Below are 776 nucleotides of genomic sequence, written 5' to 3'. Positions count from 1 at the left end.
GCCGGTAATGATCGGCTGACCGGCGGTACCGGCAATGACACACTCATAGGTGGTACTGGTAACGATACGCTACGTGGAGGCTCGGGTTCTGATACCTACCTGTTCAACCTGGGCGATGGCAAGGGCCTTATTTTTGACGACTCCAGCTTTAACGCTGATACGGATGTCGTGAAGTTTGGTGTCGGTATCCTGGCAAGTGATCTCACGATCAGTCGCGCCGGTACTCAACTGGTATTGAGTCATCAAAACGGTCTGGACAGCATCACGATCGATAGGTGGTTCGATACGGCTGATGGTCGATACAAAATCGAACGGTTTGAGTTTGCAGACGGGACGGTTTGGACAAGCGCGTCGATAACCACTCCATTGCTTGAGCTGCTCGGAGGGGATGGAGATGACATCCTTACTGGTCTGACGAGCTCATTGTCGCAAATTATTCGGGGTGGGGCGGGCAACGATGTTCTGACTTCAGGATCAGGCAAAGACCTGCTTGAAGGTGGTACTGGTAACGATACGCTACGTGGAGGCTCGGGTTCTGATACCTACCTGTTCAACCTGGGCGATGGAAAGGACCTTATTTTTGACGACTCCAGCTTCAACGCTGATACGGATGTCGTGAAGTTTGGTGCCGGTATCCTGGCAAGTGATCTCGCTATAAGTCGCGCCGGTACTCAACTGGTACTGAGTCATCAAAACGGTCTGGACAGCATCACGATCGATAGGTGGTTCGATACGGCTGATGGTCGATACAAAATCGAACGTTTTGAGTTTGCGGA

At 51.8% G+C, this 776-nt stretch carries 1 protein-coding gene; it reads left to right on the top strand.

The features are described from left to right. Positions 1 to 776, top strand: a 776-nt coding sequence (locus tag ACP7BE_RS23195; RefSeq protein WP_426107449.1) for a calcium-binding protein, incomplete at both ends; no start/stop codon positions are given.

The organism is Pseudomonas sp. TWR1-1-3 (assembly GCF_049896805.1).
Taxonomy (GTDB): domain Bacteria; phylum Pseudomonadota; class Gammaproteobacteria; order Pseudomonadales; family Pseudomonadaceae; genus Aquipseudomonas; species Aquipseudomonas bubulae.
The sequence above is the reverse complement of the archived record's forward strand: the minus strand, read 5'-3'. Positions and strand labels throughout refer to the sequence as shown.